This window comes from Methanosarcina sp. 2.H.A.1B.4, assembly GCF_000979385.1.
Classification (GTDB): Archaea; Halobacteriota; Methanosarcinia; order Methanosarcinales; family Methanosarcinaceae; genus Methanosarcina.
Window position 1 is genome coordinate 1 of record NZ_JJOV01000038.1, and the last position, 22,001, is coordinate 22,001.

A 22,001-nucleotide genomic window follows, 5' to 3' on the forward strand; every position below is an offset into this window, starting at 1 on the left:
TCGTTTTTTGTGGGGACAAAAAATAAGGAGCAATTTTAAAATCTTATTTTTATAAATGTTTGGGTAAAAACATAACTTAGAGGATTTCTACAAAGCCGAAGTAATAGTAACAGTAACAGATTGGGCTAATTTTTCCCATTATTAAATAACCAGAGGTGTTCCGAATGCTGCAAGTTTACAATACCCTTACAAGAGAAAAAGAGATATTCAAACCTGTAAAGGAAGGTGAGGTTTCGATTTATGCCTGCGGGCCTACGGTCTACAATATGCCCCACATAGGTAATTATCGGACCTTTCTGATGACGGACAATATTGCACGGGCTCTCGAATACTTCGGGTACAGGGTAAAACTCGTAATGAACATTACGGACATCGATGACAAAACTATCAGGGACTCAAAAGCAGCCGGGATGTCTCTTAAGGACTTTACGGATAAATACACGGCAGAATTCTTCAAAGGCCTTGATCTGTTGAACATAAAGCGGGCGTCATTGTATCCGCGGGCAACAGAAAACGTTGAAGGCATGATCGAACTTGCACGGGAACTGATCGATAAGGGGCTGGCTTACGAAAAAGGCGGGTCTGTTTATTACAGGATTTCAGGGTTTCCGGATTACGGCAAGCTTTCAAAGATTGATTTTGATAACATCATAATTGGCGCGTCTGTGGACGTGGACGAGTATGATAAAGACAACCCGCGGGATTTTGCTCTCCTTAAAGCCTCTGCGCCTGAGGAAATCGAAAGGGGGATCTATTATGAAAGCCCCTGGGGGAAAATCCGTCCTGGCTGGCATATCGAATGCTCGGCAATGGCAATGAACAGTTTTGGTCCGACCCTGGACATCCATACCGGAGGTGTGGACCTGATCTTCCCGCACCATGAAAACGAGATCGCCCAGTCAGAGGGTGCAACCGGAAAGCCCTTCGTACGCAACTGGATTCATGGAGAGCACCTTATAGTTGAAGGGGAGAAGATGAGCAAATCCAAAGGAAACGTTTTCACTCTTCCCGAGATCGTTGAAAAGTACGGGGGTGAGGTCGTACGTTTCATGTTCCTTTCAGTGCACTACCGGAAAAAGCTGGACTATTCCGAAGCCTTTGCCGAAAATGCAAAAAACAATTATCTGCGGCTTAAAGAGACTCTCGATAACCTCGAATTTGCCCTGAAGGGCGCAGAAGATGAAGCGTACCCCGGAGACCTTGAAACCCTTGAAACTCTTCCGGAACTTGAGACTCAGTTCAGGCAGGCCCTTGAGGACGATTTCAATACCCCTAAAGCCCTGACCGTTTTCAGGGAACTTTCGCGCGCAGCTAACGTATATCTTGAATCCTGTAAAAACAGGGAAGTTCTGGAAAAAGTTTACTCCCTTTACAGACAGTTTTCGGATGTTCTGGGCCTTTTTGCACAAACAGGAAAAGAGGAAATCCCGGAAGAAGTTGTTAGGCTTGTGGAGGAACGCGAGGCTGCCCGAAAAAAGAAGGACTGGGAAGCTTCCGATGCCCTCCGGGAGAAAATAAAGGCACTTGGCTATGTCGTACAGGACACAAAAGAAGGGCCTAACGTAAAGAAAGCCGAAGAAATTTGAAAACAGAAGAGTTGAAATCAGGAATAACAGACACCCCTGACTACTCAGTTTTTTTCCTAAATCTTAGCTTTTTCCTTCCCTGATCGGCGCCGGTTAAAAGAGTTAAATCCGAATTTCTTCTTTTTCCCCGGGTGTTTTTCTGGCAGGGAGCTGCAGTGGGGAGTATTGAAGTGAGGAATATAATTCGTTTAAGACCTGCAGAATTTTGAACCCTTTTTCCGTAATCATATAATCCCCTCTTTCGTGCTGCTGCAGGATCAGTCCGCTGTCCATAAGCTTCTGTAGATGGAAGAGCAGGTTTCCGCCTCTAAGGCCTGTAATTTCGGAAAATGCTGAGAAACTTTTCGTCTCAAAAGCCACAGCCTTCAGGATTTCCAGGCGCTGGGGATTGGATACCGGTTCAAGGATCTCTCTCACAAGTGCGCCGGGTTCAAGGGCTGAAATATCAGGCTTCTGTTCCTGATTTCCAGCATAAATCCTCATCGAGTGCATAAGGTTGACCTGTTTTGTGAAAAGGCCGGATACTTCGGAAAAACACTGGTCACATTTGCTGTAAGGGGCTCCACATCTCATTTCTTCGAGTTTTTCCCTATTATTTGAAAGGAGTATCTCATCTACTCTGCCCTGTTTTATAAGCCCTGCATTCCTTTGAAGAAGGGCTGTAAAGGAAGACCTGCAGTTTTCTTTTTCAGGGCATTTCTTTACCATATTTCTTTCAAGTCCGGTATCGATATCTTCAATAAGGTGGCTGAGGACTGCATTTGAGTATTCCTGCCTCGAACATTCCATAGCAGTTTCAAAGCGCAGCCTGTTCGAATATTCCATTACTTTCTTGATATCGCTATGCATATCGCAAAGCTTTTCCCTGATAGCTTTTATTTCTGCTATTTCCGCCATTTCCGCCATTTCCGGATCTTCCGGGTTTTCAGAAAAGTTTTCTTTTTTCTTGCCGCTGTCTTTCATATTTTTTACATCTTCCGGCTTCACTTATAAAGTTTCTGTTACGACCCTGAAGGTCATTGGGATATACTAATTCTCTCAGGGTACTGGAGTGCATTTAGTATATTTTGATGCCGATTAAGTATAAATCAATGACTGACTGATTACTAATGGCATAAATGCCAGGGACTGGAAGGGGAGGTGAAAATAGTATGGTAAAGTGCGGAATTTGTGGAGGGGAAGCCCCGAAACAGCCCTGTATAACTGAAGAAGGGAACTGCGATCTTTGCGGTAAAAAGGTTGCTCTTGCGGAAGAACAGGAAAAGAAGAAAAAGTGAGATATGAATGGTATGAATACCATTTAACTAACTACACACCACCCGAAAAAGATGTCTACAGCACTAATTGTCCTTCTAATAAGGGTAATTAATGCACTCTCTTTTTTGAAAACTGGAAATCTATACTGCAAAAATCTATACTGCAAAAATCTATACTGCAAAAATCTATACTGCAAAGTTTCTCTGTTATTTTATTGTTCTCTCTTCAACCTTCTATTTTAGCTGTTTTCCCCTTACTTTTCTGTTTTTAGTTGTTTTCTCCAAATTTTCTCTTTTTATTGCTTCTCCTCAATTTCAGACAGAGAGATTAACTGCAAAAGCCAGCAACATCTAAAATATATCATCAATTATTTATCCAATTATATACTATTTTATCTATCTTATTTCGCTCTTTCTGGGCCGTATTCTTTTTTCTGTCATACGTTCCTTTAACGCCTCCGGGGGATGACAATGCATGAATTTTAAAGGCATATTTGATAAAGACGCGAGCAACAATAAAGATGATAATGAAAAGTCCGGCAAGGAAGTTGTAAAAACAGGGCCGATTTTAGCCGAACTGGGGCATGCTCCAGGCACGATAAAAATGACGCTAGTATCTCCGAAAGCCGTGGAAGAGAAGTCCATAGATTCAATTTCCAGTGCAATGCTTATTATCAAGGAGCTCTCGAGAAAGGTTGGAGACACTGTTGAGGAAATCCCTGTTGAGCGCAGACCTTCTCAGGTACAGCTGGCTTTTAGCCTTCGCCTGACTACAGATGGAAGGGCAGTTATTACCAAGTCCGAAAAGGAAACAAATCTGAAAGTAACACTGATGTGGAAGCACGACGGGAAAGACGGGGAAGAAATTATAGAGCAAGGCCAGGAACAATATATAGAGGACAGTGATGTAAAACGAGGGCTATACTCCTGAAAGACCCGCTGTCCGATCCAAAAACCGGTTATAGGTAACCTTCCTGATAAGTTTCTGTCCAGCAAATGTATCTGCTCAAAAATACGGGTTTCTTTAAGGAAGAAATAAGTACGAGCCGGAGCAAAATAATCCGTTATATGAAATCCAGGCTTCTTGCCCTTATCCTTGTCCTTTCTCTTGTTGCGAATGCTTACTTTGTTTTTTTATATCAAGCTCCGGTTGAGGGGGAGCAGGTCCGGGAAATGCAGGCACGTATAAATTCCCTTGAAAAAGAGAATCAAAGGCTTGAAACAAAAATAACTCAGAATAACCAGTCTCTCCAGTCCTATGCTTCCCAGGTGGACTTTTACCGTGAGAGAGTCTTTGAACTCGAAAATACCCTTCAAACATGCCCTGCAGGTCTGGAAGGTTTTGCCACTTTGCAGGCGCCTGCCGTCTTCCAGAAAGTTGAACTGGAAAGGTCAGGTCCTTTTATCCGGGAGGCGGTTTCTGAAGAGGGTACCCTTCTCAATATCTCGGTTGAAACCAGGTCTGGGAAAGGCCGGGTGCTTGTCCAGACCACTCCTCTTATGGGCGTGATTTTTCAGGACGCTGCAAATACTGCAGTTTTCGTGGCCCAGAAGGAGACCGGAGTTTCTCTCTCAGGCAGCGATGTTATTTTCAGCATTACTTCTGATCAGGAGATCCCGGGTGTTGACGGTTCGAGTGCAGGGGCTCTAATGACCCTTCTTACAATTTCCGCTATCAACGGCACTGAACTTAATGACAGCATCACCCTTACCGGCACCATTGACGATGAAGGCAATATCGGCGCTATAGGCGGAGTTTTCGAAAAAGCTACGGCAGCAGAAGCCGGGGGAAAAACTCTCTTCCTTCTTCCAGGTGAAAACAGTGAGCTTGTCACTTACAAATTAGTAAAAAGGGAAATCAGCGGCTTTGAAGTCATTGAAAGAGTCCCGGAAGTTGTGGACGCCGAGGAATATATCGAGGATAATGTCGGGATAGATATCGAGTACGTGGATACGATTGAGGACGTGCTGAAGTATGAGAAGTAAAACCGATGGGTTGTAAAATCAAATGAAACGTAAAATCGAATGAGAAGTAAAATCGAATGAGAAGTCAAATCGAGGCTGTCTTACAGTTTTGTTTCTAAATAAGTTTGGGAAAGGGATTTTTCATCTCCATTATTTTTTTCTCTCCCTTCCATTTTACCTTTTGAAGTCATGGGCTATTTTACATATCAGACTTTTACAAACCAGGCCGGAAAATCTTAGATTTTCTCTTTGGAGCAGGCTTACGGATCTGGATGCCAGAAATAATTAATGAGCCGGGTCCTGCAATATTTTATATTCTTTGATAGTCATAATTTTTATATCTAAACCTTTAATACCTAAACCTTTATCTCCTATTTTTTATTCCAAAGGTGACCAGAGTGTTTGAAAAACTTATCCCAAAACAGAGGAAAATGTCCACCCGGGTCGGGGGGCTGCTTACCCTTATGGGTGAGGCAATGTTTTTGTTTTCAATCCTCAATTTCCTGATGATTTCCCGGCTTCAGTATTACAGTGAAGGGGACTCGTATATCAGGACCGTTTTTCCGCAGTATTTTCTCTTTTTTGCGGGGTTGAGTATCATAGGCTTTGTTGCGATGTGGTTTGTGTACGTTTATGTCCTGCCGAGCAAACAGCGTTTTTCCCAGGAACAGGCAGTTAAGGACAACCGGAGCCCCATGTATGACAGGATCCTTGAGGTGCAGGACGAGCTTGCCGAGATGCGGAATATGATGAAAGAGCTCTCGGAAAAGGTTGAAAAGCTTTCGGAAAAAGAATCCGGACGCTCTTGAAATAAGGAAGTGAAATTTAATTCTGAAAACCGGGAAAAACCGGGCTTCACATTTTAAGAACTACTTCTCTGCTGATCCTGCATGCCCCCTGAAATCATCCCAATCCTCAACGAGCCAGCCCTCATTGTCCGAAACACGGAAACCGCCCTTGTAATTGCCGATATCCACCTCGGAATCGAGTGGGACCTCTACAGGAGCGGGATCAATTTACCGAGCCGGATAAAAGACCGGCTGGACCGGGTTCTTGGCTATATACAAACATGTTCTCCTGACCGGATAGTGCTCCCTGGGGATGTGAAGCATAATGTTCCTCAGATCTCCTGGCAGGAGAAGGATGAGATCCCTCATTTTCTTGAAACGCTTGCAGAATACGCACATGTAGATATTCTTCCGGGAAATCATGATGGAGGAATCGAATCTCTTTTCAGCGGGCAGAAGGATATCAGGGTTCATTCGGTACGCGGTGCGGTCATTGACGGAGTGGGGTATTTCCACGGGCATACCTGGCCTGCACCTGAACTTCTGGCTGCATCCCACGTAATTACTGCCCATAACCATCCGACAGTCCGTTTTACCGATACCTTCGGGTATTCTATAGTTGAACCTGCCTGGATCAGGACCAGATTCAATGTTGAAACCCTGAAAACTCGTTTCGGAAACCTTGATTTTGAAAACAGGAGAGATTGGGCAGACCCTGAGGTCTTTATTATGCCTGCTTTTAATGAGCTCTGCGGGGGCGTCCCCTTTAATGAGTCAACTCAGGAAGACCTTCTGGGTCCGGTTTTTTCTTCCGGGGGAATCGAACTTGAGGATGCCGAAATATATCTGCTGGACGGGACAAGGCTCGGGCTGATCAAGAACATCCGCAAGCTGCAGCATACAAAGGTTAGAAGTAAGATAGGATTCAGGAGGCGCAAAAACCCGGAGAAACAAGTATGAGCCAATGGGCAGGCAACCAGAGGATTTGGCTTTAAATATAAGAGCGGTTTTGTTACAAAGTAATTTTTTGGCTGGTATTTTTTGCAAAAGATTTTAAGTTTCCAGAAAAATAGCCCTCTTCTCTTTCTGATTTTTAAGGTTCTGACCAGATACACATTTTCTTCAATTTACTCTCCTAACTTTCCCTTTAAAATCCATTTAACAAAACATTTATCAACATATCCAAATGTCTTTATGAAATTAAAGATATATTACGGATTCAAATTATTACTATGATAAATTTTCTGATTATTTTGAGATTATATCTGAAGATGGAAAATAATTCTAGAGTCTCATTATTATTAATGTGCAATTTATACTCCTCTATAATATAATAATTGTTAGGCTTACTCGCAGACAATTAAATTTTAATTATTTTATAACTGGAGTAGAGTAGAATGGGAGAAAATTTGAGGAAGTCTGGAATTGACATCATTGGAAATGTGCCCAGGGGAACTCACCCCTGCCAATTCCAACAGACAAAAGAAGATCTGGTGAATATACTCATCCCATATTTCAAAACAGGGCTGGAAAATAATGAGTTTTGTTTCTGGGTCACATCACAACCTTCAGGAGTAGAGGAGGCAAAAAAAGCCCTGAGAATGGCTGTTCCAGATATTGACGCTTATCTGGAAAAAGGGCAAATAGAAATTACTTCCTGTGGCCAGGGACATGCAAATGAAGACGTTTTTGATTCTGAAACAGTCGTACATGACTGGGTTATAAAATTAAACAGGGCTCTGGCAAATGGCTTTGAAGGGCTTAGAGCAGCAGTGAATACTTCCTGGTTGAAAGAAGGAACTAGGGATAATTTTGCTAACTATGAGAACAAAGTGAATTCTGTTATTGGAAAATACCAGACAATAACCCTGTATCCGTATTTTCTCGAAAAGGCCAGTACAGCAGATATTATTGATGCAGCCCCAAGCCATCAATTTATTTTGATCAAAAAGGACGGAAAATGGGAACGGATAGAGAACTCCAGGTGGAAAAATATAACCGGGGGTAAAAGGACAGGGGAAACTCAACAGAAGAACTGGCGAGATCTGGAGTCCCGTATCACCTCGGAAAGTGAAATCAAGTGGGTGTGCGAAAAGGCAGAAGAGGAGGTTCTGAGCCGGGCCGAGCAGTTTATCAGGCCTGAACTGGAGAGCATTTTCTCTTCTGATAGGGAGATAGTAAACCTGGAACTTGCTGATATTATTGATTCCCTGGAGATCCAGTCCCTCATGGATGATTTCTACAGGTTCGCTCACATTTCCATGGCTCTGGTCGACCTCAAAGGCAATGTTCTGGTTGGCGTCGGATGGCAGGAGATCTGCACCAGATTCCACAGGATCCACCCTGAAACCTCCAGGCATTGTGTGGAAAGCGATACAAAGCTATCCGCGGGGGTTCTTCCTGGAGAGTTTAAATTGTACAGGTGCAGGAACAATATGTGGGACATAGCGACTCCCATTATGGTGGAGGGTCAGCATATCGGTAATATGTTCTCAGGGCAGTTCTTTTTTGAAAATGAGCCTTTAAACTATGAACTTTTCCGAGCCCAGGCCAGAAAATACGGCTTCAACGAAGAGGAATACATAGCAGCGCTTGAGAAAGTCCCGCGGCTGAAATGGGAAACCGTGAACGCGGGCATGAACTTCTTAACCAGGCTTGCCAACATGAGCTCGCAGCTAAGTTATAGCAACATAAAGCTGGCCCGGTCGCTGGTTGAGCGTGACGCTCTGGTGAATTCGCTAAGAGAGAGCAAGGAAAAATACCGCAGTGTTGTGGAGACAGCAAATGAAGGCATATGGATTATTGATGCTGAAGACAGGACTATTTACGTGAATCAAAAAATGGCGGAGATGCTGGGATATGCTCAGCATGAAATGATTGGCAGAGAGATATGGGACTTCGCCAGTGAAGAAGGTAAGGCTATTGTCAGATTGAATCAGGAAAGGAGAAATCAGGGTATCAATGAGAGCTACGAATTGAAATTAATATATAAGGGCGGGTCATCCTTATGGGTGCTCGTAAATGCTAAATCCCTTTTTGATAAGGATGGCAGGTTTATGGGCTCAATAAGTATGCTAACTGACATCACCAAGAGAAAAGAGGCTGAAGAAGCTCTGGCAAATATCGAAATTGTCCGCAAAAAGGAAATCCACCACAGAATTAAGAATAATCTGCAGGTAATCTCCTCCCTGCTGGACCTTCAGGCTGAAAAGTTCAATAACAGAGAGGATATTAAGGACTCGGAAGTTCTGGAAGCCGTCAGGGAAAGTCAGGACAGAGTTATATCAATGGCTCTTATCCATGAGGAACTGTACAAAGGTGGAGGGTTTGACACACTTAACTTTTCATCGTATATTGAGGGACTCGCTGAGAACCTTTTCCAAACATACAGACTTGGAAATGATGATCTCAGATTGAACATGGACCTTGAAGAAAACATCTTCTTTGACATGGATATCGCAGTCCCATTAGGGATAATTGTTAACGAACTTGTTTCCAATTCCCTCAAACATGCATTTTCTGAAAAAGAAGGGAAAATCCGAATCAAGTTTTGCAGGGAAGAAAAGAGCGATAAAGCAGATGAATCCCTTTTCAGCCTGATAATTTCAGATAACGGGAAAGGAATTCCTGAAAATATTGAACTGGAAAATATTGGAACACTGGGACTGAAGCTAGTAAGCATCCTCGTTGACCAGCTGGATGGGAATTTGGAGCTTAAACGGGATCTTGGGACGGAATTCCGGATTTCTTTTAAGGTGGTGGAAAGCTCATAACTCCTGTAAATTAGCTCATAACTCCTGTAAATTAATACATTGAGTGGCAGTGCGCCAATTTTTCTGTAAAATTTCCTCTATACCCTTTTAGTTTTCCTTTTTGCTTACTGTTCCATTAGTATATGCCTGTTTCCAGTAATCCATTCTTCATTTATATCAATCAGTATTGAGACTGTTAGTCTCAATACTGATTCCTGGTTTGGGAATGCTCCCACAACTTTGCTTCTTCTTTTGATCTCCTTGTTAGTTCTCTCCATCATATTTTACTGAACTTTCGGTACGCTACCCGGCGTTCTCTCGAGCGTCGCTAATCACATCTTTAATAGTACCTTATTTATTTCTGTTCTTCCTGTCTTCTTTTGTATAAAAATACAATAAGCAGACCAGCGATCAACAGAAAAGCTATTCCGTAAATCATTTTCATTACAGGGTATATTTTGCTTTTAATTCCTTCATTTGTAGTCTGTGGTTTTGCTGTTTCATTTCCAGTTTCTTTTTTAACATATTCAGTCTCTTCTTCAAACTGAATCCGAGTCTCATTTTCTTCCGTCGAAGTTCTGTTCACGTCAACGTTTTCAGAAGTATCCGAAACAATACGTGCACTGCCAGTTCCACTTCCGTGACTGCTCCTGCTTCCTGAGATCTCGGCAGCAGGAAGAAGCACTTTTACGCTGCTATTCTTATTTGAAAGCTCATTGCAGCTCACAGTCGCAGTGTTGTCGATATATCCGTCACCTCCACCATTACTGTTTATGTCTTCCTGATTTACAGTATAGTTTCCAGTGTAAGTCCAGCTCTCTCCTACTTCAAGAACTCTATCAGCAGCTTTTGACTCCGAAGGTCCTTCCAGAGTAATCATCGGGTCGTTTACTGAAACTCCTGTCAGGTCAACGTTACCTTCGTTCTTTACGAAGATCCTGTATCGAATGACATCACCGGCATTGTCGGCTGCCCCGTCTTTTCCATTCTCTACTTCGACTACGGACTTGTAGATTGAATAATCCGGATTCCGTTCAATCCGGATTCCTGAACTTTCATTCTCGCTTTCATTACCGCTTTCATCAACGTAATGGATGGTAGTTTCGTTTATAGGCTCGGTCTCAGAACTGTCAAATGTCACAGTACTGTTGAGGAAACCATCTCCTCCGCCGTTATTGTTCAGATCCTCCTGAGTGACAGTGTAATTTCCAAGGTAATACCAGGCTTCTCCAACTGAGAGAATACCATCACCACCATTCGTATACCGGGTTAGAGAGGACTGATACAGCCCAACCAAGCCAGTGTCCCCATATGGGCCGCGAAGGTTAAGCAGGGAATCCCTGACACTTATATTGTTAAGGTCGATGTTTCCGTTATTTGTTACATTAACCTGGAAGCTGACAACATCTCCTGCAGAGCATATACGGCTTTCTGGACCATTTCCAGCAACATCAATCACAATTTTATTAATCCTGCAAGCAGGTTTCTGTTCCATCGAGACTGCAACACTATCTCTTTTCGGATTCAGTTCAGCACAGTCAACTGTTGCAGTATTGTTTAAGAAACCGTCTCCTCCGCCATTATTGTTCAGATCTTCCTGAGTAACCGTGTAAGTTCCACGGTAAATCCAGCTTTCTCTTACTTCGAGAATTCCATCAGTATTCAGACATTCCAGAGGGTCAGTAAGATCTCCAAGAAGAGGATCAGTAACACTGACATTGGTAAGGTCAACATTACCATTATTCTCAACTTTAATCTGATAACTGATCACATCCCCAGCAGAGGTAACATTAGCTGCAGGTCCTTTTCCGCAAACATCTGTTACGGTTTTGTCAATGGTGTAACCCGGTGATCTTATTATCTGAACAGCCGCGCTGTCATTTTCAGGACCAAGCTGATCACAATCAACGGTTGCTGTATTGTTGATGAAACCGTCCCCTCCACCATTACTGTTCAGGTCAGCCTGAGTGACAGTGTAAGCTCCGGTGTAGGTCCAGTTCTCTCCTACTTCAAGAACTCCGTTAGCATTCACAGACTCCAGAGGACCTGTAAGATTCTTTAGAAGAGGATCAGTAACACTGACATTGGTAAGGTCAACATTACCAGTATTGTTGACTCTTATCTGGTAGCTTATGACATCTCCAGCAGAGTTTACATTAGCTGAAGGTCCGCTTCCACACAAATCGGTTACGGTTTTGTCAATGGTGTAATCCGGTGATCTTGTTATCGGGACAGCTTCGCTGTCGTTTTCAGGATCAAGCTGATCGCAGTCAACAGTTGCTGTGTTGTTTATGAAACCGTCTCCATCACCGTTATTGTTCAGGTCAGCCTGAGTAACAGTGTAAGTTCCGGTAAAGGTCCATTTTTCTCCAACATTAAGAATTCCTGTTTGAGAATCGTCACCAGATGGACTTGTGAGATTTGCAACAAGAGGATCAGTAACGTTTACGTTTGTCAGGTCAATGTTTCCGTCGTTTGTCACATTAATCTGGTATCTTATGACCTCTCCTGCTCCTGTTACATTAGCTGATGGTCCTTTTCCTGCAACATCAGTAACTATTTTATCAATGCTGTAAGCAGGGTTATATTCTAAAACAGTTATCGTGGCAAAAGTCGAGTTAGTACCATTTCCATTGCTTGCTGCAAGGTTAATTGTATAGTTTCCTGTTGTAGAGTAAATATGCTTTGGATTCTGTTCTGTAGAATTAAAGCCATCTCCAAAGTCCCAGTTCCATCCAGTTGCGTTTAAAGAACTGTCGTTAAACTGGACTGAGAGAGGAGCATAACCGCTGCTCACGTTGCTGCTGAAGTTAGCAACAGGAAGAACGGGCTTTTCGGAAACGGTTATTGTAGCAAGTTTTGAATCCGTACCATTAAGGTTACTTACTGTAAGGTTAACAGTATAGGTCCCTGCTGCAGAGTATGTATGTACTGGGTTCTGTTCAATTGAAGTAGCCCCGTCCCCAAAGTCCCAGTTCCATTCTGTTGTATTTTCCGATGGGGCTGTAAACTGCACAGACAAAGGTGCATAGCCGCTGGTCACGTTACTGCTGAAGTTAGCAACAGGAAGAACAGGCTCTTCGAAAACGGTTATTGTAGCAAGTTTTGAATCAGTTCCATTAAGGTTGCTTGCTGTAAGATTGACAGTATAGTTTCCTGTTGTAGAGTAAATATGCTTTGGATTCTGTTCTGTTGAGTTAAAGCCATCTCCAAAGTCCCAGTTCCATCCGGTTGCGTTTAAGGAACTGTCAGTAAACTGAACAGAGAGAGGAGCATAACCACTGCTGACGTTGCTACTGAAATTGGCAACAGGAAGAACGGGTTCTTTTACAGGAACAGAACCTATAAACTGCCCGAAGGCAATAGGTCCGGATCCTGCAGATACGGTGGCTGTAACAGTGTTTGTGGTAGTGTCAATGACAGAGACAGTGTCGCTGCCCTGGTTTGCCACATATGCTCTTGTACCAGCCGGATTCACTGAAACTCCAGCAGGTCCAGATCCTACAGGTACGGTGTCTGTAACAGTGTTTGTGGTAGTGTCAATGACAGAGACAGTGTCGCTGCCCTGGTTTGCCACATATACCTTTGTTCCCGTCGGGTTGACTGCAACTCCCATAGGCCATTCTTCTACAGGCACCGTGGCTGTAACAGTGTTTGTGGAGGTGTCAATTACAGAAATAGTGTTACTTTCACAATTCGTCACATATACCTTTGTTCCCGTCGGGTTGACTGCAACTCCCATAGGCCATTCTTCTACGGACACTGTGGCTGTAACAGTGTTTGTAGAGGTGTCAATTACAGAAATAGTGCTACTTTCACAATTCGCCACATATAGTTTTGTTCCGTCCTGGTTAACTGTAATTCCACAGGGGCCAAGTTCAGTTTTCACAGTCGCTGTAACAGTATTTGTGGCTGTGTCAATTACAGAAGCAGTGTGGCTATAACGGTTTGTCACATATACTTTTGTTCCGTCCGGGCTGACTGCAACTCCAATAGGTCCGGATTCTACACTAACAGTGTCTGTAACACTTTTTGCGGCTGTATCAATTACAGAGACAGTGTTACTGCGGAAGTTCGCCACATATACTTTTTTTCCATCCGGGGAAACTGCAACTCCCATAGGATAGTTTCCTACAGGTACGGTGTCTGTAACAGTGTTTGTGGATGTGTCAATTACAGAGACAGTGTTGTCGTTGCTGTTCGAAATATACGCAAATTGCCTACCTGGAGTTTCGGCATGTGTAACATAAGCGCTCATCAATATTAGAGAAAATAAAATCAAACATAAAAGCACTTTATTGGAAATATTAACGCGTTGGTATTTCATATTCAAGCGCTCCTCATCCGTCTGAAAATGTCATTGTTTTTCTCATCCCAAATCCTCGTACATAACTTAATAATTATTTTTATTGCCTCTAATGAATTTTACGGGATTTAATAACTGATTTTTTGTATTTCATTTGTTTTTTATATTATTAATATTAAAAATTATTAATTATGTTTTTAATGTGTCAGCAAGCTTTTCATTTTTTATTCATCTATCCACTTCGTATCACGAACAGCATCATTATACCTGAAAGATAGCTAAGCTAAACAAGCAAAGATGCTTAATCTCTCATTAACGGAAATTTGTATTCTCTTAAATTGGAGTGAACAAAAAGCCAAAATTATTTGCAATGTATGGCGTTATTAATTTGAATATATTTTGGGAGTATTTCTCAAGATCTGGCTCGTTTCAGAAACTTTAAGTAACTATGTGATATTTATTTCACTCTTCCAAATATAGAGAATTCAAGCTGGTTGTCCATCGCACTTTTTATATTAAATTACTTATAACAGATTTATTATTCAGAATAAGATATAATATGATATAAACGTTACCGTTAGACAAAATTCCGAAAAAAGTTATTTGATTTGTTTTTCCATTTATTTACTGATTCGAAAAAGTTCATACATTCAAGAGTTATCTCGAAAACTTGTTTCATTAGTGCATATTGTTTTTCATAGATAATGTAGGAAAGTTTCAATATATATTTTGAGACTCCATTGTTTAAGAAAAACATTGGACTTTTTTAGCAAAATCAAAGTTGCGGTGATGCACCTCGCTAAAAGCAATGGAGTATTCAGTTGAAATAAACAGGGAACACCACCCGGACTTTTCAAGAAACAATGTTTTGATACATATGTCTTCATCAGTCCTATTTATCTAAAATAATCAGGTTTGAATAAGTATGACCTTAAGTAAATAATTTAATTCTTATATGACCACAAATGACAACTTCTGTTATCTCTTTTCACCCCCCGCTCAAGTCTTGAGCCCTTCAGTGTACAGTAGATAAAAAAGAACTTAATAACTATGCTATGAGCTCTAATACCGAAATATAAACCATGTAGCAGGGACGATTTTTTTTCCTGAAAGCCTGAAAAAACAAGAAAGTTTTGAATACTGGAAAAACGGCTGCTACTTATAAAAAATATTTTGTGGCGTTCAGCAGTGTGCCAATTTTTCTGTAAAATTTCCTCTATACCCTTTTAGTTTTCCTTTTTGCTTACTGTTCCATTAGTATATACCTGTTTCCAGTAATCCATTCTTCAACTTTCCGGGAACTGCATATAATTCATTACGTCATACTGAAAATTCTCAAGAGTATCAGCTGCACTTTTATATCCCATTTTATCCCGTTCCCCTATCAACTCATTGTATTTCTGACGGTCTAACAATGCTTCTTTTATCTTATCTGCTACTTCTTTTTGCTTCTTTTTTGGAACCTTTTTTAGAGCTTGTCTTATCAGATTAGGGTCCTCTATAATTTACCATTAATGAAGGTAGGATTCACTAACTGCAGTTAAAATGGCCTTTTCAACTCTGGAATACTTCTCAAAAACCTCTGTTTCAAAGGGAAACTCACGGAATTGAGGCTTTAATAAATCAAGTTCCCCATATTTAGTCAGGAGAGTTCGAGGTTTGTAACCGTTTCTACTGGCTTTACGTGAATCAGTACGCTCATAACGGTGCGCCCCAGCTTGGAGGAGGACTTCCTCCTCCATTACGAGGTTTAAAAACCAGGTAATTAGCTGGCGAATTCCAGCTTCCTTATCGAAAAGATAAGCTTTTATAAATGAGACTATATTAACCATTGACTCTGCATCCTGTTTTTTTGTGGTGAAAGAAAAAGGATACAGAGTCAATCATATTTTACAGAACTTTCGGTACGCTACCCATTGAGTGAATATACAGATTGTATTTCTGCAACAAAACCTCCGGGAACAATTTTTCTGGGGAAACAATATTATTTTTCTTTAATATGTACACTATTTTCTTAATGTTTATATAAGATGCATGGATGTATGGAAAAAAATAAATGTCAAGAATCAGGCTAATAAACAGTTATTATTCTTGATTATTCAGGCTTGCAGCTTTCAGCCGCAGAAGTGAACTTAAAGTTCACAGGTCCATGGCAGATTCTTTAAAATTCCCTTCTGCTCCGGGCTTTAATTTATTTATTTATTTATTTATTTATTTATTTGTTTATTTATTTATTTATTTAGTATCAACTCATTTATGGTTAACCTTTTCCGGTTTACTGATTGATTATTGATCGGTTTAATAATTTAGCACTGATCGGTTACAGTTGATTTATTCGTATCATTAATTGATTAATTCGTATCACTTGATGAGGATGTACTGATTCAATGACTATGGAAATTAACAACACGGACCTGTCTGAAGAAATGCCCCTGTCTGATGAAACTGATTTATCGGGTTCCAGGGCTTTTGACGACTCTAAAATTGTAAAATTAAACGGTATCATAAGCCAGGGGCTCAACCCCTATCCCTATAAGTTCGAAAAGAACGGGGATATCTGTGATATCCTGAAAAAGTTCGAGGACTTTGAAAATAACGAGGGCTTATCTGTCAGGACTGCAGGAAGGCTCTATAACATCAGAAAGCACGGAAAAATGATATTTGCCGACCTTGGGGACCAGACCGGCAGGATTCAGGTGCTTGTAAGGAAAGGAAACCTTCCGGACGAAGAGTTCGAGACTTTTAAGAACCTTGTGGACTCCGGAGATATCATAGGGGTTCAGGGTGAAATTTTCAAGACAAAGAGAGGAGAAGATTCCATCAGTGTGTCCGAATTTGTCCTGCTTTCCAAGTCCCTGTGCGCCCTCCCCGAAAAATTCCACGGCTTAAAAGATGTCGAGACCAGGTACAGGAAAAGGTACCTTGACCTCATAGTCAACGCCGAAAAGAGAGAAATTTTCGTCATGAGGAGCAAACTCATCTCCGAGATCAGAAGGTTCCTTGCCGAAAGGGAATTTCTCGAGTTTGAAACCCCTGTGCTCCAGACTGTATATGGAGGCGCAAACGCAAGGCCTTTCACGACTTTCCACAACTGTCTCGGGCAGAACCTCTTTTTGAGAATTGCCCCTGAACTCTACCTCAAGAGGCTTGTTGTTGGCGGGTATGAGAAGGTCTTTGAGATTGCCAAAAACTTCAGGAATGAAGACATTGACACGACCCACAACCCTGAGTTTACGATGATCGAGGTCTACGAGGCCTACCGGGACTATAATGACATGATGGACTTAACTGAAGGTATGGTCTCGGAACTCGTGTTCAAGCTGACAGGCAGCTATGAGGTGCAGATGGGCGAAAACACGATCAACCTCCGTTCTCCATGGAGGAGGCTTTCCATGGAAGACGCCTTAAAAGAATATGCCGGACTTGATGTCTTTGCCCACTCTATTGAAGAGCTGAAGAAAATCGCCATTGAGAACAGGATTGAAGATTACGAAAAGGCAAAGAGCCACGGTGAATTCCTTGCTCTGCTTTTTGAAGGTCTGGTAGAGGACAAGCTGATAAACCCGACTTTCATATACGATTTCCCTGTAGAAAACTCCCCTCTTGCCAAAAATCACAGGGAGAAAGCAGGTTTTGTCGAGCGCTTCGAGCTTTTCCTCAACGGCTGGGAACTGGCAAACGGCTATTCCGAATTAAACGATCCGCTTGAACAGGAGAAGAGGTTCGAAGATCAGGATAAGAAAAGAAAGCTGGGAGACCTTGAAGCCCAGACCATCGATTACGACTTCATAACAGCCCTTGGATACGGCTTGCCCCCAACCGGCGGCATGGGGCTCGGAATCGACCGCCTTACCATGATCCTCGCGGGTCTCGAATCCATCAAGGAAGTAATCCTTTTCCCGCAGATGAAAAGGGAAGACTGATTGATTTCAGACTTAATTTTGTTCTGCAGGTTCGAGTTTGTCCTGCCAAGCAGACAGACCAGTCGGGGAGCAAATCCCCTTCTTTTTTATTTCGGAGAAGCCTGAACGGCATCTTCCTCGGGCAGCATAGAACTTGATTCGGCTGAAGTCTACCTGCCGGATGGAGCGAAATTAGGGACAGTAAAGAATCTCAGGGAGCTGGACCATATCCGACCAAGGCTGAAAAGGGGGGAGACCTCAAAAAGGCCCAAATAAGTTCATGTTTGAATGGGAAGTTGTGAAAACTTTTGTATTGTTATTGGCCTTATTATCCATGGGTATATTATCTTTAATTATATTCTCCTCACAGATGCCATCTTCAACAACACATCTTTATAATTAAATGTAATATGTTATTATGCAGTATCAAATTTTTCTATTGGATAAGCTACTCATAATTTAAACCTCTTCAATCCCGGAAAAGTGCCTGTGTATGCTGAACCTGAGACAAGAATGAGAAAATAATCCGTTTTTAAGTAAACTGGCCGAGGACAATCTAATGGCTAAAGAAGAAATATATAGGGCTCTATTTGAGCAGTCCAATGATGCGATTTTCATAACAAATGGGGGGCGTATTCTGGAAGTTAACCCTAAAGGCTGTAAACTTCTCGGATATGATAGGGTTCATCTTGAAAAAATTCTCCCCCAATCTCTATTTACTGAAGAATCTCTTCCCGACTTCCGGAACGCATTGAACGTAACTCTGGAGAACGGATCGGCGCTTTTTGAGACTAAGATCAAAAGGTCAGATGATAGTATCCTCGACATAGAGGTTAGTTCCTCTGTAATGGGTAAAAAAAGTAAAAAACTCCTTATTATCGCCCGGGACATAACTTTGCGTAAAGAATCGGAACGTTTGGCGCAAAAAGAAAGAGATAGATTGAGTGCTTTACTGGAAAAAAGCCTATGTGGAATATTGCTAATCGAAGCCTCAAGCCACAAAATAGTTGATGTAAATCCCGTTGCAATTAAAACGATCGGGAGATCAAAAGAAGAGATTGTCGGAAATATATGTCACCAATTTATCTGTCCTGCCGAGGTCGGAAAATGTCCTATCAGTGATCTTGGACTGAATATGGATCATTCAGAAAAAACGATCATCAATGCTCAAAAGGAAGTCATCCCGATCCTTAAGAGTGTGGTTCCGGTAACTATAGGGGACAGAGATTATTTTGTTGAAAGTTTCATTGATCTGTCCGAGCGTAAAAGAACCGAAAAGAAACTGCTTCAGGCAAAGTTTGCTGCAGAGGGTGCAAGCCGGGTAAAGAGTGAATTCCTCGCTACCATGAGCCACGAACTGAGGACCCCTCTTACTGCTATCATAGGTTTTTCGGACCTGCTGCTCGAAGGTATAAATGGAGAACTTGATGAAAGAACTAAGCGATATTTAAATAATATTTCACGCAGTGGAAACCACCTCCTCATCCTTATAAACAATATCCTTGACCTTTCAAAGATTGAAGCCGGGAAAATGAAACTAAACCTGGAATGTTTTTTCGTTTCCGAAGTTTTTGAAGACTTGAAGTTTATAGCCTCCGCAAGCGCATTAAATAAAGATATTTCTATAGAATTCAATGTCAAAGATAACCTGTCTATCATTGCTGACAAAGTAAGATTCAAACAGATTCTTTATAACCTCATAAGTAATGCTATCAAGTTCACCCCCGTTGGCGGGTTTGTAAGAATCTCAGCCGAGATGTCTGAAAATATGATTCAGATCCGGGTCTCAGATACCGGCATAGGGATCTCGGAAGAAGACCGGAAATACCTCTTTGAGCCTTTCAAACAGATTGATTCGGACATGAACCGGCAGTACGAAGGTACTGGCCTGGGGCTTGCTCTGGTAAAAAAGTTTGTTGATATGCATAAGGGCAGAGTATGGTTTACAAGTGTTCAGGGAAAAGGGTCCTCTTTCATATTTGAGTTGCCCGTAAATGGTCCGGATGATACGAAAAAACCTGATAATGTATTGGAAGATAGTACCACCAAAGTTGGGGTAGCTGCTAACTTCTCAGGATGAATAATTCCAGATTTTAATGTGGTATAGTTATAGGAAGGCCGTTCCCAGTCCCGGCGGTGAATAGTACATCATTTATCTCCGCAGGCGGAAAGACCCCTTTCTCGGAAGCCGCAGGCTGAAAGGGAGGGGTATTTTACAGTATTGTAACCTATTTAAGGTTGAACGTTCTTTCCTAAATGCTAAAGACTCAGAGGTTTCCTGTTGAGGTTTTAAGGCAGTATCAGCTACAACAGCATCAAAAATGAGCTTTTGAAAAATGACGTTCAACAACACCTTCGACTCCTTCCATCCGAAAATCCGAGAAGCCCTTAAGACTCTGGGTTTCACCAAACCCACCGAACCGCAGGAAAGGGCTTTTCCCTTCATCCTGGACGGAAAACACACTCTTTTGATAGCTCCAACCGGTTCCGGGAAAACCGAATCAGCTGTTCTGCCGGTCTTCCACGCTATCCTTAAGAAGAAGCAGGAGAAGCGGAGTGGGATATCTGCCCTTTACATCACTCCACTTCGGGCTCTCAACCGGGATATGCTTTCCCGCATTGAGCTTCTCGGGAAATTGCTTGATATCAAAGTCCAGGTCCGGCATGGGGATACGCCTCAAAGCGAAAGACAACGTCAGTCCAAAAACCCTCCGGATGTGCTAATCACAACACCTGAGACCCTGCAGGCAATGTTTACGGGTTCCCGCCTTCGGCATAACCTTGAAACCGTAACACATGTGGTGGTTGACGAAATCCATGAGCTTGCAGGCTCGAAACGCGGAGCCCAGCTGGCTGTTGGGCTTGAGCGGCTTGTGGAAATTTCAGGAGAATTCCAGAGGATAGGACTTTCGGCAACAGTCGGGAACCCCTGGGAGATTGCAAAATTCCTTGCAGGGGCAAACCGGGATTTTACGGTTATTGAGGTTGCCCTGCTGAAGCTGCTGGAGTTCGATATAGTCAGCTCTCATCTTTCCGGAGGGATCGAAGGCGGAGATGCAGCCAGAGGTGCAGCCAGAGGTGCAGCCGGAGATATAGCTGGAGATATAGCCGGAGAAAAAGAAATTCTGGAAATTGCAAGTACCGTGGGCTGTGAGCCTGAGTTTGCCTCCCACCTTTTCCGAATCCGGAAAATCGTTGAAGAAAGCCAGTCCACCCTTATTTTTGTGAATACCCGGCAGAGTGCGGAAGCTCTTGCAGCGGGTTTCCGGAAACTGGGCTCATCCATCGGCGTTCACCACGGTTCCCTTTCCTTTGAAGCCCGCGTTGAAGCCGAGGAGGCTTTCAAGTCCGGAGCCCTCAGGGGCCTTATCTGCACGTCTTCAATGGAACTCGGGATCGATATAGGAAATGTTGACCGGGTGGTTCAGTACGGGTCCCCGCGCCAGGTCTCAAGGCTGCTTCAGAGGGTGGGGAGGGCAGGGCACAGGCTGCATGAGGTTTCCCGGGGCACGATCATCTCCATGGAAGCAGATGACATTGCCGAGAGCATGGCAATTACAAAGGCTGCACTGGAAGGCAGGGTTGAAGAGATTTCCCCGCACAGGAATTCCCTTGACGTTGTGGCAAACCAGATTGCAGGTATGGTCATGGATTTCGGGGAGGTCGGAATTGACAGGATTTTCAGGATCCTGGGGCGGACCTACACATTCAAGGACCTGCGGATTGAAGATCTGCAGCGGGTTGTGGACCAGATCGGGGACTACAGGCTGGTCTGGCACGAGAAAGGCTCAAATGTTGTGAAAAAACGCAGGAAGAGCTGGGAGTACTATTACGACAACCTTTCCATGATCCCGGACGAAAAGAAGTACGAGATCTATGACATTGTGAGTGGAAAGTCCATCGGGGTGCTGGACGAAGCCTTTGTGGTAAATTTCGCCCAGCCCGGAGCCGTTTTCATAACTAAAGGGGATATGTGGCGGGTCATTGAGATGCCTGACCGGGAAAGGGAGCCGGGCCGGGACAGGATCAAGGTCGAGCCGGTCGAAGGCATGGGGGAAGTCCCGAGCTGGACCGGAGAAGAGATCCCTGTGCCCTTTGAGGTAGCCCAGGGTGTGGGAAAGCTCAGGGCTGAAACCGCAGCTCTCATCCGCGAAGGGCTCGATGATGAGGCAGTTGCGGAAAAGCTGCAGTTGAAATATCCGGTAGCTAGGACAGCCGTGCTTGAAGTTATCCGCCTGCTCCGGGACCATGTTGAAGGAGGCTTTCCCCTCCCGGATGCGGATACAATCGTTATCGAAGACGAAGGAGATGCTGTGACCCTGAACGCCTGTTTCGGGCACAACACCAACGGCACCCTTGCCCGAGTCCTCACCTCCCTTCTATCGGCACGCTTCGGGAGCAGTGTAGCTCAGGAGGTGGACCCGTACAGGATCAGGCTAACCCTCC

Annotated in this window: 12 protein-coding genes and 2 pseudogenes; 10 read left to right on the forward strand and 4 right to left on the reverse strand. The window is 43.1% G+C overall.

Annotated features, from left to right (window positions below; translation table 11 throughout):
* Positions 1-164: 164 nt before the first annotated feature.
* Positions 165-1,586, forward strand: a complete 1,422-nt coding sequence (cysS, locus tag EO92_RS06170) for a cysteine--tRNA ligase (protein WP_048170086.1) — start codon at positions 165-167, stop codon at positions 1,584-1,586.
* Positions 1,587-1,688: 102 nt separating this feature from the next.
* Here cysS and EO92_RS06175 read toward each other — a convergent pair whose 3' ends face one another.
* Positions 1,689-2,549 carry a winged helix-turn-helix domain-containing protein gene (locus EO92_RS06175; RefSeq protein WP_052734282.1) on the reverse strand — a complete coding sequence of 287 codons (861 nt, stop codon included), beginning with the start codon at positions 2,547-2,549 and terminating at the stop codon, positions 1,689-1,691.
* 188 nt (positions 2,550-2,737) lie between these two features.
* Here EO92_RS06175 and EO92_RS18765 point away from each other — a divergent pair, with 188 nt between their 5' ends.
* From EO92_RS18765 to EO92_RS06200, 6 genes are all read left to right on the forward strand, one after another.
* The gene (locus EO92_RS18765; protein ID WP_255350203.1) at positions 2,738-2,863 is read left to right on the forward strand and encodes a hypothetical protein; all 126 of its coding nucleotides are present in this window, start codon (positions 2,738-2,740) and stop codon (positions 2,861-2,863) included.
* A gap of 454 nt (positions 2,864-3,317) precedes the next feature.
* Positions 3,318-3,773: a CU044_2847 family protein gene (locus tag EO92_RS06180; protein ID WP_200896743.1), complete on the forward strand. Its 456-nt coding sequence runs from the start codon at positions 3,318-3,320 to the stop codon at positions 3,771-3,773.
* A gap of 137 nt (positions 3,774-3,910) precedes the next feature.
* Positions 3,911-4,828, forward strand: a complete 918-nt coding sequence (locus EO92_RS06185; protein WP_048170096.1) for a S16 family serine protease — start codon at positions 3,911-3,913, stop codon at positions 4,826-4,828.
* A gap of 377 nt (positions 4,829-5,205) precedes the next feature.
* Entirely contained in the window at positions 5,206-5,616 is a 411-nt protein-coding gene (locus tag EO92_RS06190; protein WP_235283214.1) for a hypothetical protein, read from the forward strand.
* Positions 5,617-5,697: 81 nt separating this feature from the next.
* The gene (locus EO92_RS06195; RefSeq protein WP_048170088.1) at positions 5,698-6,555 is read left to right on the forward strand and encodes a metallophosphoesterase; all 858 of its coding nucleotides are present in this window, start codon (positions 5,698-5,700) and stop codon (positions 6,553-6,555) included.
* Positions 6,556-6,992: 437 nt separating this feature from the next.
* The gene (locus EO92_RS06200) at positions 6,993-9,368 is read left to right on the forward strand and encodes a PocR ligand-binding domain-containing protein (protein ID WP_082107951.1); all 2,376 of its coding nucleotides are present in this window, start codon (positions 6,993-6,995) and stop codon (positions 9,366-9,368) included.
* Positions 9,369-9,472: 104 nt separating this feature from the next.
* Here the strand turns inward: EO92_RS06200 and EO92_RS17015 are convergent.
* The 3 genes and pseudogenes from EO92_RS17015 to EO92_RS17020 all read right to left on the reverse strand — a co-directional run.
* A pseudogene (locus tag EO92_RS17015) lies at positions 9,473-9,631 on the reverse strand (transposase); the annotation flags it as partial.
* A 71-nt stretch (positions 9,632-9,702) separates the two neighbouring features.
* Entirely contained in the window at positions 9,703-13,605 is a 3,903-nt protein-coding gene (locus EO92_RS06205) for a PKD domain-containing protein (protein ID WP_082107953.1), read from the reverse strand.
* A 1,337-nt stretch (positions 13,606-14,942) separates the two neighbouring features.
* Positions 14,943-15,536 (reverse strand): annotated as a pseudogene (locus EO92_RS17020) (transposase); the annotation flags it as partial.
* 504 nt (positions 15,537-16,040) lie between these two features.
* Here EO92_RS17020 and lysS point away from each other — a divergent pair.
* The 3 genes from lysS to EO92_RS06225 all read left to right on the forward strand — a co-directional run.
* Positions 16,041-17,576 (forward strand): lysine--tRNA ligase, encoded by a 1,536-nt coding sequence (gene lysS, locus EO92_RS06215; RefSeq protein WP_048170091.1) that lies wholly within the window; start codon positions 16,041-16,043, stop codon positions 17,574-17,576.
* 538 nt (positions 17,577-18,114) lie between these two features.
* Positions 18,115-19,635 (forward strand): PAS domain-containing sensor histidine kinase, encoded by a 1,521-nt coding sequence (locus tag EO92_RS06220; RefSeq protein ID WP_052734281.1) that lies wholly within the window; start codon positions 18,115-18,117, stop codon positions 19,633-19,635.
* Positions 19,636-19,891: 256 nt separating this feature from the next.
* Positions 19,892-22,001 (forward strand): DEAD/DEAH box helicase (locus EO92_RS06225; RefSeq protein WP_048170092.1); only part of this gene is annotated, 2,110 nt, incomplete at its 3' end.